Here is a 304-nt window from a genome sequence, read left to right as displayed (position 1 = left end):
CTCAACGAGCGTATCGAATATGTGATTCAGTCCGAAATCAACCCACAACTAGCCAGCCATGGCGGCAACATAATGCTAATGGAAGTGTCTGAAGAAGGTGTGGCTATTCTGCAGTTCGGAGGTGGTTGTAACGGTTGTTCTATGGTCGATGTGACCCTGAAGGATGGAATCGAAAAGCAGTTGCTCGAGATGTTTCCAGGTGAACTAACAGGTGTTAAAGACATTACCGATCATCAGGCTGGCGCGCATTCGTACCAGTAAAGCAGACTGCTAGGGCTTAGTTCCCAGGATCTAGGTTGTAAAG

At 47.7% G+C, this 304-nt stretch carries 1 protein-coding gene; it reads left to right on the top strand.

What is annotated here, in order from left to right:
* The coding region (locus MTCD1_RS18860; RefSeq protein WP_200818651.1) for a NifU family protein at positions 1-261 on the top strand (261 nt) is incomplete at its 5' end.
* Positions 262-304: the final 43 nt, after the last annotated feature.

The sequence above is a fragment of the Colwellia marinimaniae genome (assembly GCF_002207865.1).
In the GTDB taxonomy this organism is placed as follows: Bacteria; Pseudomonadota; Gammaproteobacteria; order Enterobacterales; family Alteromonadaceae; genus Colwellia; species Colwellia marinimaniae.
This window is presented reverse-complemented; position numbering and strand designations above follow the sequence as displayed.